Source organism: Martinezella sp. CNPSo 3957, assembly GCF_057784395.1.
Window position 1 is genome coordinate 227,050 of the sequence record NZ_JBXSOU010000003.1, and the last position, 13,076, is coordinate 240,125.

Annotated in this window: 14 protein-coding genes; 5 read left to right on the forward strand and 9 right to left on the reverse strand. The window is 59.4% G+C overall.

Features of this window, described 5'->3' with window-relative positions; all coding sequences use genetic code 11:
* Position 1 precedes the first annotated feature (1 nt).
* On the forward strand, positions 2-1,027 hold the full coding sequence (gene pdxA / locus AC13QE_RS09535; RefSeq protein ID WP_488483464.1) for a 4-hydroxythreonine-4-phosphate dehydrogenase PdxA: 1,026 nt from the start codon (positions 2-4) through the stop codon (positions 1,025-1,027).
* Complete coding sequence (rsmA, locus tag AC13QE_RS09540) at positions 1,027-1,854, forward strand: 16S rRNA (adenine(1518)-N(6)/adenine(1519)-N(6))-dimethyltransferase RsmA (protein ID WP_488483465.1); 828 nt, start codon at positions 1,027-1,029, stop codon at positions 1,852-1,854. Before pdxA ends, rsmA begins: the two co-directional genes overlap by 1 nt.
* Here rsmA and gmk read toward each other — a convergent pair whose 3' ends face one another.
* The 7 genes from gmk to fabD form a co-directional block, all read right to left on the reverse strand.
* Positions 1,855-2,523: a guanylate kinase gene (gene gmk, locus AC13QE_RS09545; protein ID WP_488483466.1), complete on the reverse strand. Its 669-nt coding sequence runs from the start codon at positions 2,521-2,523 to the stop codon at positions 1,855-1,857.
* A 3-nt stretch (positions 2,524-2,526) separates the two neighbouring features.
* Positions 2,527-3,414, reverse strand: a complete 888-nt coding sequence (locus tag AC13QE_RS09550) for a YicC/YloC family endoribonuclease (protein ID WP_488483467.1) — start codon at positions 3,412-3,414, stop codon at positions 2,527-2,529.
* Between the two features lie 108 nt (positions 3,415-3,522).
* Positions 3,523-4,737, reverse strand: a complete 1,215-nt coding sequence (gene mltG, locus AC13QE_RS09555; protein WP_112410674.1) for an endolytic transglycosylase MltG — start codon at positions 4,735-4,737, stop codon at positions 3,523-3,525.
* Between the two features lie 212 nt (positions 4,738-4,949).
* A complete protein-coding gene (fabF, locus tag AC13QE_RS09560) occupies positions 4,950-6,212 on the reverse strand; it encodes a beta-ketoacyl-ACP synthase II (RefSeq protein WP_488483468.1) in 1,263 nt (420 codons plus the stop codon).
* Between the two features lie 114 nt (positions 6,213-6,326).
* Complete coding sequence (locus AC13QE_RS09565; protein WP_004122114.1) at positions 6,327-6,563, reverse strand: acyl carrier protein; 237 nt, start codon at positions 6,561-6,563, stop codon at positions 6,327-6,329.
* A 286-nt stretch (positions 6,564-6,849) separates the two neighbouring features.
* Positions 6,850-7,587 (reverse strand): 3-oxoacyl-[acyl-carrier-protein] reductase, encoded by a 738-nt coding sequence (gene fabG / locus AC13QE_RS09570; protein ID WP_015339359.1) that lies wholly within the window; start codon positions 7,585-7,587, stop codon positions 6,850-6,852.
* Between the two features lie 25 nt (positions 7,588-7,612).
* Positions 7,613-8,557, reverse strand: coding sequence for an ACP S-malonyltransferase (gene fabD / locus AC13QE_RS09575; protein WP_488483469.1), 945 nt, complete (start codon positions 8,555-8,557; stop codon positions 7,613-7,615).
* A 194-nt stretch (positions 8,558-8,751) separates the two neighbouring features.
* On the opposite strand from fabD, the gene AC13QE_RS09580 reads away from it, so the two are divergent.
* Positions 8,752-9,795: an aldo/keto reductase gene (locus tag AC13QE_RS09580; protein WP_488483470.1), complete on the forward strand. Its 1,044-nt coding sequence runs from the start codon at positions 8,752-8,754 to the stop codon at positions 9,793-9,795.
* Between the two features lie 50 nt (positions 9,796-9,845).
* On the opposite strand, the gene AC13QE_RS09585 is transcribed toward AC13QE_RS09580, so the two are convergent.
* On the reverse strand, positions 9,846-11,036 hold the full coding sequence (locus AC13QE_RS09585; protein ID WP_488483471.1) for a hypothetical protein: 1,191 nt from the start codon (positions 11,034-11,036) through the stop codon (positions 9,846-9,848).
* A 157-nt stretch (positions 11,037-11,193) separates the two neighbouring features.
* Entirely contained in the window at positions 11,194-11,937 is a 744-nt protein-coding gene (locus AC13QE_RS09590; protein ID WP_488483472.1) for a histidine phosphatase family protein, read from the reverse strand.
* A gap of 391 nt (positions 11,938-12,328) precedes the next feature.
* Between AC13QE_RS09590 and rpsF the strand changes: the two genes are divergently transcribed.
* Positions 12,329-12,775 carry a 30S ribosomal protein S6 gene (gene rpsF / locus AC13QE_RS09595; RefSeq protein ID WP_015339354.1) on the forward strand — a complete coding sequence of 149 codons (447 nt, stop codon included), beginning with the start codon at positions 12,329-12,331 and terminating at the stop codon, positions 12,773-12,775.
* A gap of 12 nt (positions 12,776-12,787) precedes the next feature.
* Entirely contained in the window at positions 12,788-13,036 is a 249-nt protein-coding gene (gene rpsR / locus AC13QE_RS09600) for a 30S ribosomal protein S18 (protein ID WP_004122103.1), read from the forward strand.
* The last annotated feature ends 40 nt before the right edge of the window (positions 13,037-13,076 follow it).

Genomic DNA, 13,076 nt, shown 5'->3' on the forward strand with positions numbered 1-13,076 from the left:
GATGCCGCCGCGCTCCTCCCTCCCCCTTGCGCTCACGCAGGGGGATCCGGCTGGCATAGGCCCCGACATTACGCTCGCCGCCTGGCTGCGCCGCGGTGAGTTGAATTTGCCGCCCTTTCTGTTCCTCGGCGATGCTGCCGTGCTTGCGGCACGGGCCTCTCAGCTCGGACTGGCTGTACCGTTTGCGATCGCCGATCCGACAAATGCCGGCAGCGTTTTTCCCGACGCACTGCCAATCCTGCCGATCGAAGCAGGGGGCGATGTCATCGCCGGCAAACCGCATGTCGCCACCGCCAAGGGAACCATCGCCGCCATAGAGATGGCTGTTTCTCTCAGTATGAGCGGCCAGACATCCGCAGTCGTTACCAATCCGATTGCCAAATCGGTGCTCTATGATGCCGGTTTTGGCTTTCCCGGTCATACGGAGTTCCTGGCAGATCTTGCAACGCGTGCGACCGGAAAGCCGGTCATGCCGGTCATGCTGCTTGCCGGTCCGAAGCTTCGCGCCATTCCGGTCACCATCCATATTCCGTTGAAGGAAGTGCCGGAAGCGCTGACCTCCGACCTGATCGCCGAGACATGCCGGATTACCGATCACGACCTCCGCGTCCGTTTCGGCATCTCCAAGCCGCGCCTTGCCGTGGCAGGCCTTAATCCGCATGCCGGAGAGAATGGTGCGCTCGGCAAGGAAGACGACGAAATCGTCCGGCCCGCGATCGACAAGCTCCGCTCCGAGGGCATCGATGCATTCGGCCCCCTGCCCGCCGACACCATGTTCCATGACGATGCCCGTCGACGTTACGATGTCGCGATCTGTATGTATCACGATCAGGCTTTAATCCCCGCCAAGGCGCTCGGCTTTGACGATTCCGTCAATGTCACGCTCGGCTTACCCTTTGTCCGCACGTCTCCGGATCATGGTACGGCCTTCGGCATCGCCGGCAAGGGCATTGCCAAGGAAGACAGCCTGGTTGCCGCCCTGAAGCTGGCGAACGAGATCAGCAGCAAGACCGGAAACAATCCCTGATGGCCGCTCTCGATGGCTTGCCGCCCCTTCGCGATGTAATCCAGCGCCATGGCCTCGACGCGCGCAAGGCGCTTGGGCAGAACTTCCTTCTCGATCTCAATTTGACTCAGAAGGTCGCGCGCACAGCGGGATCACTCGAGGGCGTCACTGTTTTCGAGGTCGGGCCCGGACCGGGCGGTCTTACGCGCGCCATCCTGGCGCTCGGTGCAGCCAAGGTCATCGCCGTCGAACGCGATGCGCGCTGCCTGCCGGCGCTGGCCGAAATCGCCGATCACTATCCGGGCCGGCTCGAGGTGATCGAAGGCGATGCGCTGAAGACGGATTTCGCCGCCCTTGCCTCGCAAGAGCCGGTGAAGATCATCGCCAACCTGCCCTATAATGTCGGGACGCAGCTTTTGGTGAACTGGCTGCTGCCGGGGCAATGGCCGCCTTTCTGGCAGTCCCTGACGCTGATGTTCCAGAAGGAGGTCGGTCAGCGGATCGTGGCGCAGGAGGATGATGACCATTACGGCCGACTTGGCGTGCTCTGCGGCTGGCGGACATTGGCTCATATGGCGTTCGATATATCTCCGCAGGCCTTCACGCCCCCGCCGAAGGTGACCTCGACGGTTGTACATTTGACACCAAGGGAAAACCCCATTCCTTGCTCAGTCGATAAGCTGGAGAAGGTGACACAGGCCGCGTTCGGCCAGCGCCGCAAGATGCTGCGCCAGAGCCTGAAGCCAATTGGTGGCGAAACCCTGCTGCTAAAGGCCGATATCGACCCGCAGCGTCGCGCCGAAACGCTTTCGGTAGAAGAATTCTGCCGTCTGGCAAACTGCCTGTAATCAGCTTGACAGCTTCGGCGTCTCTTCCAGCAGATCACGGACGAAATCGAACATGCCATGCCGGCGGTCGCGGCGCAGGCGCTCGGCTTTGACGATCGACTGAACGGCGTCGAAAGCAACGTTCAGATCGTCATTGACGATGACATAGTCGTATTCGCGCCAGTGAGCGATCTCGGCCCGGGAATTGGCGAGACGCATGGCAATGACCTCTTCGGAATCCTCAGCACGGCGATGCAGGCGCGACTGCAGCTCCGTCATGGTCGGTGGCAGCACGAAGATGGAGACGACATCAGCCGGCATCTTCTCCTGCAACTGTTGCGCACCCTGCCAGTCGATATCGAAAAGCATGTCGCGGCCCTCTGCCATGGCAGTCTCCACAGGCTCGCGCGGTGTGCCATAGAAATTGCCATGCACCTCGGCCCATTCCAGCAGGGAGTCTGAATCGCGAAGGCGCTCGAACTCGCGCTGCGAGACGAAATGGTAGTGCACGCCCTCGATTTCGCTCGGCCTGCGCTGCCGCGTCGTGACGCTGACGGAGAGGCTCACCTGCTTGTCCTTATCGAGCAGTGTGCGCGCGATCGTCGACTTGCCGGCACCTGACGGCGAGGAGATGGCTAGCATCAGCCCTCGGCGGGCGATCGGAATGGATGTGGCTGTCGCCGGCTTCATGGCCTACTCCAAATTCTGGACCTGTTCGCGGAACTGGTCGATTACTACCTTCAGCTCGATGCCGGCGGCAGTCACGGCCGCGGCATTCGATTTTGAACAGATGGTATTCGATTCCCGGTTAAATTCCTGTGCAAGAAAATCGAGCTTGCGTCCGACAGGGCCGCCCTTCGAGATGAGATCGCGCGCTGCCGCCACATGCGCTTTGAGACGATCGATTTCCTCGCGCAGATCGGCCTTGGTGGCGAGAAGGGCCGCTTCCGCATGCAGCCTGTCACGGTCGAGGCCGGACGAGCCATCGAGAAGCATCGAAACCTGGGTGGCTAGCCTTGCGGCAATTTGCTGCGGCGAACGGGAAGGATCACGCTCGACCGTCGTCGTCAATGCCTCGATCGTTGCCACGTGGCCGAGCAGCACCTTGCCGAGTGCATCTCCTTCCTGCCGGCGCATGTCGCTGAGATCACTGAGCGCGGCCTCAAGGCCCACCATGATATCGGCGTCTCGGGCAGCGATCGCATCTTCATTTTCTTCGGCTTCCTTGAATTCCACCAAACCGCGCACGGCCATCAGGCTTTCCAGTCGCAGCGGCGCGGGATCGACGATGCCGGCCAGCTGATCGCGCAGCGCCAGGACCGCGGCCAGCGCATCCTGATTCACGACGACCTCGACGCGGCTCTCCTCTATGGAAAGGGAAAGGCTGACCTGCAGGTTGCCGCGCGTGAGCCGATCCGCAATCGACTTGCGGACATCAGCCTCAAGGCGCTCCAGGCCTGGCGGCAGGCGCAGACGGACATCCAATCCCTTGCCGTTCACGGAACGCAGCTCCCATGCCCAACGGCCACGACCGCTCGTTCCCTCACGCCGGGCAAAACCGGTCATGGACTGCAATGCCATGCAAGCCTCCGATAATTCTATCCCCATCCAACGAAAGTCTTCGCATTATGGGTCAATGTAAAGTGAATCCGCGCCGCGCTTCCTATACAAGCCGCAGCGCAGTGAGGATCAGTTGGTTTTCTTCTTCTGCTGTGCGCCTGAGCCTGGAGCGACGGCAGCATCGTCGGGCTGACCGTCAACGGCAATGGCGCTGGGATCTTCACCCTTTTCGGCAACCAGCTTGCGCCAACGCCTGACATTGGCGTTGTGCTCGTCCAGTGTCGCGGCGAAGACGTGTCCGCCCGTGCCGTCAGCGACGAAATAAAGGTCCTGCGTCTTCCACGGATTGGCAACAGCCTCCAGGGCGTCTCTCCCAGGATTTGCGATCGGCGTCGGCGGCAAACCCTTGATGAGGTAAGTATTATAAGGCGTGTCCTTCTTCAGGTCGGACTGATAGATCGGACGATCGGCCGGCTTCCCTTCGCCGCCGAAGAGGCCGTAAATGACGGTAGGGTCAGATTGCAGACGCATGCCCTTGCCGAGGCGGTTCAGGAAGACGGACGCGACGTGCGCACGCTCATCGGCAAGACCGGTTTCCTTTTCCACGATGGAGGCCAGCGTGACGAAATCCTGCTTATTCGCCAACTGCACGCTGGAGTCGCGCTTTTCCCAGATCTGCTCGACCAGCTTCGTCTGCGCGGCCTCCATCTGCTGAATGATTTCCGTGCGTTTGGTGCCGCGCGTGAACTTATAGGTGTCGGGCCTCAGGCTGCCCTCCGGCGGCAGCGCCGACGGCAGATCGCCTTCGAGCACGGTATCGGCCTGCAGCTTGTTGAACATCTGCCGAATCGTCAGGCCCTCAGGCAGGGTAACGGAATAGAGGATCGACTTGCCGGACTTCAGCAGTTCCATGATGTCCTTCATGGAAGCGCCAGCCTTGATCTCATATTCGCCGGCGCGAAGAGTTTCGCCGTCATGGAGATAGGTGGCCGTCAGCCACCGGAAAATGCGCTGATCGCTGATGATGTTATTGGATTCAAGGCGATTGGCGATCTCGCCGAGACCGGCACCATTCCGAACGATGAAATTCGTATTGGTCGTCAGCGGACCGGGGCCTTGATAGATCGAAAACGCGTAATAGGCGCCGCCGATCGCAACGACGGCAACAAAAACTGCCAGCGTCATCAGGAAGTTCAGGAAGATAACCATCTGGCTGCGGGCTTTGCGCGAACGCTTCGGCGGGTCCGGAACACGCTCCGGACGCAAGGCTTCATTGGCCGACTTCGGGATGATCGGCCCTTTCTGCCCGTTCGGAGTTCCATTGCTCTGGTTCGTATCGCTCACCGGCAATCCCTTCCCTTTTGTGATTGCCTGCTCTTTGGCCAAGCAATGCGGCAAAAAACAGGTTCAGAAGATAAGGCGGAACGCGAGCTCCGACTTCGACCGATCAGGCGTTCCCGCACCGCATTCCCGAAAAAGACGAAGGCGCAGCAACAATCAAGAATGCGGGCGAGGTTGCCAAAAGGCATCCCCGCTCTCATAGTTACGCGTTGTTATTAAGCCTCATAGCGACGCAGAACAAGCGACGCATTCGTGCCGCCGAAGCCGAAGGAGTTCGACAGCGCGACATTGATTTCGCGCTTGCGGGCCTTGTGCGGAACGAGATCGATGGCGGTTTCGCGTTCCGGATTGTCCAGATTGAGCGTCGGCGGGGCGATATTGTCGCGGATGGCGAGCGTGGCGAAGATCGCCTCGATCGCACCGGCGGCGCCGAGCAGATGGCCAGTGGCCGACTTGGTGGACGACATGGAGATCTTCGACGCGGCATTGCCGACCAGCCGCTCAACGGCGCCGAGCTCGATCGTATCCGCCATGGTCGAAGTGCCGTGGGCGTTGATGTAGTCGACATCATCAGGCGTCAGGCCGGCACGCTTCAGAGCCGACGTCATGCAGCGGAATGCGCCTTCGCCGTCTTCGGACGGAGCGGTGATATGATGAGCGTCGCCCGAGAGGCCGTAGCCAACGACTTCGGCATAGATCTTGGCGCCGCGTGCCTTGGCATGTTCGAGCTCTTCGAGCACGACGATGCCGGCACCCTCGCCCATGACGAAGCCGTCACGGTCGCGATCATAGGGGCGCGAAGCCTTCTGCGGTGTATCGTTGAAGTCCGTCGACAGCGCCTTGCAGGCGGCAAAGCCGGCAAGCGAAATGCGGCAGACCGGAGCTTCGGCACCGCCGGCAACCATGACATCGGCATCGCCGAGCATGATGAGGCGGGCGGCATCGCCGATCGCGTGCGCACCGGTCGAACATGCCGTGACGACGGCATGGTTCGGGCCGCGGAGCTTATGGCGGATCGAGACTTGCCCCGAAACGAGATTGATGAGACGCCCTGGGATGAAGAAGGGCGAGATGCGGCGCGGACCCTTGTCGCGCAGCGTATAGCCGGCTTCGACAATGCCTTCGAGGCCGCCGATGCCCGAGCCGATCATCACGCCCGTTGCAATCTGATCCTCGTCCGTTTCCGGGTGCCAGCCGGCATCGGCCAGCGCCATATCGGCGGCGGCCATGCCATAGATGATGAAGGGATCGACCTTGCGCTGTTCCTTCGGCTCCATCCAATCGTCAGCATTGAACGTACCGTGGGTGCCGTCGCCTACGGGAATTCGGCAGGCAATCTTTGCCGCAAGATCCTCGACCTCGAATTCAGTTACGAGGCGGGCGCCGTTGTGCCCAGCGAGCAACCGCGCCCAAGACACCTCGGTGCCACAGCCCAAAGGTGATACCATGCCGGTACCCGTGATAACGACACGTCTCATCGCCCGCAGACCCCCGTCTTTTTATGATGATATGCGTATAAATGGGTTTCGGCCGGCTTCGCCGGACGAAATAGGGCGGACTCTTCAGCCCGCCCTGTCAAAAAGCGCGAAAGATTAGGCCTGGGCCTTCTCAATGAACTTTACCGCGTCGCCGACCGTCAGGATCGAGTCGGCAGCATCGTCCGGAATTTCGACGCCGAATTCTTCTTCGAAGGCCATGACCAGTTCGACGGTGTCGAGCGAGTCCGCACCCAGATCGTCGATGAAGCTTGCGCTTTCAACAACCTTGTCGGCGTCAACGCCAAGATGATCAACAACAATTTTCTTTACGCGTTCTGCGATATCGCTCATGTCGGTTTCCTCGACCTTATATCCTGATGAGAATGCCTTGTGACATCCCTACCCTAATTCAAACCTGCAGCATCTGTTCCGACGCCGCTGGCAAACCCGTTCAATCCGGCATTGAGATCCGGCCCAGCGCCTTGAATATGGCCCAGTCCGCCTGAATTTTCCGGACGACTGTTCACAGTCATGGCCCGCTTAACACGGTTTAAGTCTGTCGCAAAGCCAGAAAATAGCCGGCTCCGGGTTGCTCAACATGCTATTGGCGGGAAAGCACCCTCCAACAGCAATTCCTTTAGATCATCGCCATGCCGCCATTGACGTGGATCGTCTGACCCGTGACGTAGCTGGCTTCCGAAGATGCAAGATAGGCGACGGCGGAAGCGACTTCCGCGCCAGTGCCCATGCGCTTCATGGGAATGGCACCCATGATGGCTTCCTTCTGCTTGTCGTTCAGCTTGCCCGTCATCGCGCTTTCGATGAAACCCGGGGCAACGCAGTTGACCGTAACGTTGCGCGTCGCGATTTCCTGGGCCAGCGACTTGGTGAAGCCGATCATGCCGGCCTTGGAGGCGCAATAGTTCGCCTGGCCCGGATTGCCGGTCACGCCGACGACCGAAGTGATGTTGATGATGCGGCCATAGCGGCGGCGCATCATCGGATGGGTCAGCTCGCGCGTCAGGCGGAAAACGGCCGTCAGGTTGACTTCCAGAACGGCGTCCCAGTCCTCGTCGCTCATGCGAACGAACAGGCCGTCCTTGGTGATGCCGGCATTGTTGACGAGAATATCGACGCCGCCAAGTTCCTCTTCGGCCTTGGCGCCGAGCGCCTTGACTTCGTCGCGGTCCGACAGGTTGGCCGGGAAGATCTTGACGCGATCGCCGAGTTCGGAGGCCAGCGTCTCGAGTTTTTCGACGCGCGTGCCGTGCAGGCCGACGATTGCGCCCTGCTTATGCAGGAGCCGGGCAATTTCTTCGCCGATGCCACCGGATGCACCGGTTACCAGGGCCTTGCGGCCGGTCAAATCAAGCATGTGTGTCCCTCGTTCCTTGAATATGTCAGGCAAGCAATGCGGCAAGCGCCGTATCTATATCTGCAGCGTTGTTGACGGCGATGCCGTTGACCGACTTGTCGATGCGGCGGGCAAGACCCGTCAGCACCTTGCCGGCGCCAATTTCATACAATGTCGTCACGTTGTTGGCGGCAAACCATTCCACCGTCTCGCGCCAGCGCACCTGTCCGGTGACCTGCTCAACGAGCAACCGCGCGATCTCATCGGCGTCGGCAACGGGAGCCGCCTTCACATTGGCGATAACAGGCACGACCGGGTTGCTCTTGGCGACGCCGGCAAGCGCTTCCCGCATGGCGTCCGCAGCAGGCGCCATCAATGCGGAATGGAACGGCGCGGAAACCGGCAGCAGGATCGCGCGTTTCGCGCCCTTGCCGGTCGCAAGTTCCGCTGCTTTTTCGACCGGGGCTTTCTCGCCGGAGATCACGATCTGGCCGCCGCCATTGTCATTGGCGATCTGGCAGGCGCCAAGCGTGGAAGCTTCTTCGCAAACCGCGATGACATCGGCATGTTCAAGGCCGATGATCGCAGCCATCGCGCCGACGCCGACCGGAACAGCCGCCTGCATGGCGTTGCCGCGGATACGGAGAAGCCGCGCCGTGTCGGCAAGCGAGAAGGTGCCGGCGGCACAGAGAGCGGAATATTCGCCGAGCGAATGACCAGCCACATAGGCGACCTTGCTCTTCAGATCGAGGCCACGCGCCTGCAGTACACGGATAACTGCCAGCGACACTGCCATTAGCGCAGGTTGCGCATTGGCCGTCAGGGTCAGCTTATCTTCCGGGCCGTTGAAGATAACGTCGGAGAGCTTTTCACCCAGCGCATCATCGACTTCCTCGAAGACGGCGCGCGCCTCGGCGAAATTGTCGGCAAGGTCCTTGCCCATGCCGACAGCTTGGCTGCCCTGGCCAGGAAATGTGAAAGCAACAGTCATTATAAAGCGTCCTTTTGGGGGTCGTTTTGCTTCCCAATGACATTGTTTGCAGCGGAGTCAATAGTGCAAGCCCCGCAGCCCCGCGCTTTTGCGCCTGCGAAGTGCAATGATTTTTTTCTTGCGCTCGCTCAGATCGGGCCTAAATTTGCGCGACCTCGTTCATTTTGACCTTCTCCCATCCCCAAGGTTTTCCCATGAAATATAAGAGATTAGGCCGCACCGATATTTCCGTTTCGCAGATCTGCCTGGGCACGATGACCTGGGGCACGCAGAATAGCGAAGCCGAAGCCCATGAACAGATGGACTATTCCGTCAATAAAGGCATCAATTTCTTCGACACCGCCGAAATGTATCCGACGACGCCCGTCGGACCAGAGACTCAAGGCCGCACCGAAGAATATATCGGCACCTGGTTCGAGAAGAGCGGCAAGCGCAAGGATGTCGTGCTCGCCACCAAGGTCGCCGGTCCGGGCCGCGAATATCTGCGCGGCGGACAAGGCCCGGATGCCGCCAATATCAATGCAGCTGTTGATGCCAGCCTGAAGCGATTGAAGACCGATTACATCGATCTCTATCAGGTTCACTGGCCGAACCGCGGCCATTTCCATTTCCGCCAGAACTGGCGTTATAACCCCTTCAACCAGGATCGCGAGAAAGTCATAGCCGAGATCACCGAGATCCTGGAAACGATGGGCGAACTGGTGAAGGCCGGCAAGATCCGCGCCGTCGGCCTTTCGAACGAGACGACTTGGGGCATCCAGAAATATCTGACGATTGCCGAGCAGAAGAGCCTGCCGCGCGTCGCCACCACGCAGAACGAGTACAACCTGCTCTACCGCCATTTCGACCTCGATCTGGCCGAACTGTCGCATCACGAAGATGTCGGCCTGCTCGCCTATTCGCCGCTCGCCGGCGGCATCCTCACCGGCAAATACGTCGGTGGCGCAAGGCCGGCCGGCTCGCGCGGCTCGATCAATCTCGATATCGGTGGCCGCCTGCAGCCGCTGCAGGAACCGCCGGTAAAGGCCTATCTCGAAATTGCCGCCAAATACGGTATCGATCCTTCGAAACTGGCGCTAGCCTATTGCCTCACCAAGCCCTTCATGACCTCGGTGATCATCGGCGCGACGACGATGGCGCAACTCGAGACCGATGTGGCCGCCGCTTATGTGACGCTGCCGGAAGAGGCACTTTCCGAGATCGAGCAGGTGCATCGCAAGTATCCGATGCCGATGTGAGGAAGCCTGCCGGTAGGATTCAAAACGGATAAGCGGGCAAGTTTGTCCGTTTATTCGGCCGTCGTGGTGGAAGCGCGGCAGCAGATTTCGCGAACGTAGTTGTTGCCGTGAGTGAGGATGGCACTGAGGGCGATCTTTTTACTCCCCGTGAGGTGCTGATACACCAGCGGCGCGATGTTTTTGTCATATGCGTCCTTAACGGTAACAGCATACCTGCCTTGTACAGTCAAATGGACCGCCATGGGAAGGTTTGACTCCCTGGCCAACTGCAGAGCTGTCTTCAACACCGGATCGACGGTTATTTCGATATATTGTTTGCCAAACCGGTTCTCTTCGAATTCGCGCACCCACACCGACGTCTGAAGCATATAGCCGGATTTCTTGCCGATCGACACACGATACCAGTCGCCAATGCTCTTATTGATCGTCAACTGGCTCCCATTCGGGAAAGTTGCAATCGTCTTGGCGCTCATGTTTCGGCTTGTCTTCAGCAGGGCTGCCCCTGCGTCGTTTTGAACAATGCCATTTCTGGGGATTGGAACTTGTAGAAGCGGCGATTCCTCGCTCGTTGGCTGAGCCGCCTTACGCGCTTCAGCACTCGCCGTCGGAGCGTTGTTAGATGACGACTTTGCCTCGAACTCCTGAAGCTCCTGATATGACACGGTCGTTACCCGAAACTGCGTCATTTCGCTCGAGGACAGGTAGCGCATATCGTTTCTGTCGTACTTGAGCGTGAGTTGCAGCAAACCTGGATCGACGCCCATTTCATTCATGTAAGCAATCACATCAGCGGTCTGTTGCTGAACGGCTGCAACAGCAGCCTCGACGTCCATCCCTCTTGTATCGCTGAACGAAGATTTGTGAACGCCGATCGAACCCGGGTGGGCAAAGCGGCCTACTCCGCCAAGAAATGACAGGGAACAAGCCGAGGAGCATTCGGCGCTTCTTACAGCGAGTGTGCTGAGCCCTAGAGACCTAATCAGCCGGCCGAGTTCCAATGCCTTGTAGACATTTCCACCGCCGCTATTGAAGCCAACGTAAATAGCATGGCTTGAAACAGCCTTATTGCGGAACAGGCTCAAATCATCGTCAGCCTCGAAGCTGCCAATTACCGTAATATAGGTAACGCCATCATCCGCAGTTCGAACGTCGTAGCTCAGCCGCGCCGCTGCATCTTGCGCAAGCAGGGCGAAGCCCAAAGCAAAACTCAGCAAAGCAAAGCTTTTCTTCACAGTCTTCACAGCCCACCCCCAATTGCAGCCAAGCCATGAATTCCATAGCTCCAGGCGCTTCACAAGCCATGATTGCAGCACACGTTCGAAAGATTCGGCCTTGCCGCCGGAATAAAAGCAGGCCTACACGGCAGCGGGAAGAGTCATACCTGCGGCAAGCGGCCGATTACTCCGCCTTCGGTGCAATCGCCAATTCGGAGCCATGGGGCCAGCGCAACGCGTCCTGCCCTTTTACACGGTCCGTGGACTTGTGAAGCAGGATCGACCGGTAACCTTCCGAACTCCGCCCTTCGATCAGGGTGACATCGGCATTTCCCGGATTGTCCGAGCGCTCGAACCAATCGACCGGGTGGTGCAGGCAGTTCATCTCGAAAGCGCGATTGGTGACGCCGTGGCCGACGATGATGACATTGTTTCTGCCGTTTTCGGCGTCATGCATGACGGTCTGCAGGAACAGACGGACGCGCTGGGCGACATCGGCGCGGCTCTCGCCATCCGGCGGACGCGCGTAGAACTTGCCGTTGTTGTTGCGCAGCCTGGCCCATTTCTCGAATTCGTCAGGGAATTTCCGCTTCTGTTCGGCGTGATCGTAGATTTCGGTGAAGAGCCCGAAATCCTGCTCGCGCAGCAGATAATCCTCTCTGGTATCCCCGATGAGCTCGACAGGCAGAACCTCCAGCAGGGCATCCTTGCTCTGCCGCGTTCTCAGGAAAGGCGAGTACCAGACGCTCAGCTTGCGCAATTCGGCTGATGGCAATGCCTTCAGATAGGCTGATATCGCCTCACCCGCCTCCAGCACCTGTCGATAGCCCCATTCCGTCAAGGGCACATTATGATCGCCGAACTGCCGATAGGCCCGGTCGTCGATATTACCAAGGGATTCGCCGTGCCGAACGAGAAAGATGCGCATGAACCATCCCTGTTGCTGCAATTCGCATGCTATCATATGGGAGAGTGCGGCTGGCGCAACGCTGCGGCGAACGGGAGCTCACGATTTGGCCCGAGCATCAACGCCGCTCACGGGCAAAACGGCATAATTTCGCCCGCACCCTTGCCTTTCGGAGAAAAATCCGTATAAGCCGCCCTGTTCGCAACCCGGTCTTCTGGCTGGTGGCTGAACGGAGGGCCGGTTTTCCGCAAGGGGAATCGTTCGGAACGGAAGCGTTCCAGCCTCCCGTGTCTCCGCTCTCGACCGTCTCGGAAACGCTTTTCTTGCTTGGGTTTACCCTCTCAGGAGCAGTCGTTGAGGCTTAGCCGCCGAATATCGGGTTCAGACCAACGCAAGAAAGGCAAAGCTATCCATGGCTCTTTACGAACATGTATTCCTTGCCCGGCAGGATATTTCCGCTCAGCAGGTCGACGCCCTCGTAGAACAGTACAAGGGTGTCATCGAAGCTCACGGCGGTAAAGTCGGGCGTATCGAGAACTGGGGCCTCAAGTCCCTCACCTACCGCATCAAGAAGAACCGCAAGGCTCACTACGCCCTGATGGACATCGATGCTCCGGCCGCTGCGATCCAGGAAATGGAACGCCAGATGCGCATCAGCGAAGACGTCCTGCGTTACATGACGATCGCTGTCGAGAAGCACGAAGACGGCCCGTCGGCCATGATGCAGAAGCGCGACCGTGACGACCGTCCGCGCCGCGATGGCGACCGTCCGGAGCGCAGCTTCGGCGATCGTGGTCCGCGCCCGGATCGTGGTGACCGCGAAGACCGTCCGCGCCGACCGCGCGAAGACCGCGTATAAGGAGATTTGAGAATGTCTGAAGTTTCCTCCGCACCGGTCCGCCGTCCGTTCCATCGCCGCCGCAAGACCTGCCCGTTCTCGGGCGCCAATGCGCCGCGCATCGACTACAAGGACGTTCGTCTCCTGCAGCGCTACATTTCCGAGCGCGGCAAGATCGTTCCGTCCCGCATCACGGCCGTTTCCCAGAAGAAGCAGCGCGAACTCGCCCAGGCGATCAAGCGCGCCCGTTTCCTCGGCCTGCTGCCTTACGTCGTCGCTTAATATAAGCTGACGCCGACTGAATTAGAGGGAAGGCAGCGAT